The sequence below is a fragment of the Bradyrhizobium sp. MV1.5 genome (genome assembly GCF_055807615.1).
On the sequence record NZ_JBVVPL010000100.1, the window covers coordinates 1 to 2,608 of the forward strand.

A 2,608-nucleotide genomic window follows, 5' to 3' on the forward strand; every position below is an offset into this window, starting at 1 on the left:
GTACGCATACGATGAAGACCGCCAGATTGACGCATGCGCGCGGGCAGAGCGAGCTCTATGATCGGTTGGGTGAAGGTCAAGCGGCCTGCTGACTGGCGGGCTTGTCGGTTTGGCGCAGGAGCTTCCATTCCCAAGGCAGCAGTTCGTGCAGGCGCGAGCTAGGGAGATCGGCGATACGGGCGAGGACATCGGCGAGCCAGGCCTTAGGATCAACGTCGTTGAGGCGGCAGGTTGTGATCATCGTCAGCATGATGGCGGCACGGTCCGCGCCACGCTGGCTGCCAGCGAAGGTCCAGTTGCGCCGACCCAAGGCGATACCTCTCAATGCGCGTTCAGCGCAATTGTTGGTCAAGCAGATCCTGCCGTCGTGGAGGAAGCGGGCAAAGTCGTCCCAGCGCCTGAGCATGTAATTCATGGGCTTCAGGACCTCGGAGGAGCTCGACAGGGTCTCTCGCTCGCGGAGCAGCCAGTCGTGCATGTCGTCGAGAAGCGGCTTGCTCTGTTCTTGGCGCACGGCGCGTCGGTCGTCGGCACTGCGGCCATTGATGGCGCGCTCGATCTCGAACAGAGCGTCTAGACGCCTGACCGCCTCCAGCGCGATCGGGGAGATCGGTTTGCCTTTCTGTCCGTCGCGGGCAGTTTTCTCGATGTCAGCCAGCTCGAAGAAGCCCCGCCGCGCATGCGCCAGGCAAAATGCGGGCGTGATCGGCACCGCTTTCCTTTGCGGGTCGAACAACGGCTCGAAGCCGCTATAGCAATCCGCCTGCAGGATACCGCTGAAGGTGGCCAGAATGCTTCTGGGGGTGCGCGCCGCGACGGTCACCCGAAGCGTAATAAACCGCCGCCGGCGGTGCAGGCCCGGCGAACGGCCGATCATCCCGCACATACGTCCAGATCCGCCCAGTCGTGCATTTGCCCTTCGCCAGGATGCGGATGGTGGTGTCGTCGCCATGCAGGCGCTCGGCCGTGAGCACATGGTGCTCGATCAGCCGGAACAGCGGCATGACGGCGAAGGTCCCGTGGCCGACCTGGTCGGCCAACGTCGACAGCGGCAAATCGATCCTTTCAGCCCTGAAGCGCACGCTCTGGCGGTTGAGCGGGATATGCATGCCGAACTTGTCGAACAGGATCGTCGCCAGCAATTGCGGGCCGATGAAGCCGCGCGGCGTGGCATGGAACGGCGCGGGCGGCTGACTGATCTTCTCGCAATCGCGGCAGGTGAACTTCTCGCGTACCGTCTCGATGACCTTGAAGCGGCGGGGAATCTCCTCCAGGGTCTTGGTCACATCCTCGCCGACCTTCGCCAGCCGCGATCCACCGCAGCAGGCGCAGGTCGTTGGAGCTTCAACGACGACGCGCTCGTGTTCGATATCGTCCGGCCAAGGCTTGCGAACCGGCCGCTTACGCGTGAACGGACGGACGTTCTGCGTCTTCGCTGCCGCCACCTGCGCGGCGAGCTCATCCTCACTCGCCGTAGTGACGAGTTCCTCGAGCTCCAACTCCAACTGCTCGAGCAGCCGTGCCGAGCGCTCGGATCGCTGCCCGTGCAGTTCGCGTTTGAGTTTCTCAATCCGCAGCTCAAGATGCGCGATGAGCGCCTCATTGTCCGACAGCTCCGCCCGCGCACTGGCGGCATCCGCGACGGCGACATCGCGCTCGACCTGCAAGGCCTCACGCTCGGCCAGCAGCGCAAGGTAGGCGCTCGCAAGGTCCGATGGAAGATCGTCCGGCTTCGATATCATGAAGCCATTGAATCAGATCAGGCCGCAAACTCAAACCCAAAACACCTATCCGACCCGCGTCGGACGCTGGGTTTCTTGCGGGTTGCGCCAATCAATTCCGGACAACAGATAGCTCATCTGCGCAGGCGAGATCGTCACAGCTTCACCCGCAACGGATGGCCATATAAACTTTCCTCTCTCCAGTCTCTTGGTGAACAGGCAGGCCCCCTGGCCATCGTGCCAGATCACCTTCACAAGATCGCTGCGGCGCCCCCGGAAGACGAACAAATGACCGCTGAGCGGGTCCTTGCGCAGCACCTCCTGCACCTGAAGTGCCAACGACGGAAAGCCTCGGCGCATGTCCGTGTAGCCTGTCGCGAGCCACACTCGCGCGCTCGTCGGAATCGGGATCATCGGCGGGCCAAAGCATCGAGAACCCGACGTAGCGCGTCTCCATCAACTTCGCCATCGACCCGGATGCGATGCCCGCTACCAAGATCGATCTCGATGATGCCATGGCTCTTGCGTCGCCGCGCCGTCGTCGTCAACGGCGCTTCGGCCACCTCCTGCGGTGACGCAGACGGCCCAATCTCGACCGGAACAAACGGAGCTATGCTCGCTTCGCCGTGCCTGCAAAGCTCCTTGCGCCACCTGAACAGCTGGCTCACATGAAGTCCGGCCAGGCGAGCTACCTCGGAAACGCTGGCGCCGGGCGCGAGCGACGCCGCAACAAGCCGCTCCTTCTCGTCTTGCGACCACCGGCGCCGCCGCTCGACCGATGTGATCACCTCCGCCCTCGAAATCGTCATAGCGCTTCTCCTAGGATTACCCCTAGGACCTGCAGCCATCGCGCCCGTCAAACAAGGCGGCCCTCAATGGAGGGATAC

3 protein-coding genes and 1 pseudogene are annotated in these 2,608 nt (G+C 63.2%); all 4 read right to left on the minus strand.

Annotation, left to right across the window (positions count from 1 at the left end; all coding sequences use genetic code 11):
- Positions 1-76: 76 nt before the first annotated feature.
- Positions 77-250, minus strand: coding sequence for a transposase domain-containing protein (locus AC0L2J_RS34595; RefSeq protein ID WP_473395966.1), 174 nt, complete (start codon positions 248-250; stop codon positions 77-79).
- Positions 233-1,742 (minus strand): annotated as a pseudogene (tnpC, locus tag AC0L2J_RS34600) (IS66 family transposase); the annotation flags it as partial. The pseudogene tnpC and the gene AC0L2J_RS34595, both read right to left, overlap by 18 nt.
- 45 nt (positions 1,743-1,787) lie before the next feature.
- Positions 1,788-2,108, minus strand: a complete 321-nt coding sequence (gene tnpB / locus AC0L2J_RS34605; protein ID WP_430642570.1) for an IS66 family insertion sequence element accessory protein TnpB — start codon at positions 2,106-2,108, stop codon at positions 1,788-1,790.
- Between the two features lie 23 nt (positions 2,109-2,131).
- On the minus strand, positions 2,132-2,509 hold the full coding sequence (gene tnpA, locus AC0L2J_RS34610) for an IS66-like element accessory protein TnpA (protein ID WP_473395965.1): 378 nt from the start codon (positions 2,507-2,509) through the stop codon (positions 2,132-2,134).
- Positions 2,510-2,608: the final 99 nt, after the last annotated feature.

What these genes read in the sequence shown, in the direction of transcription:
- AC0L2J_RS34595 (WP_473395966.1), bottom strand. Translation starts at nt 250, where the DNA reads ATGCTGACGATGATCACAACCTGCCGCCTCAACGACGTTGATCCTAAG.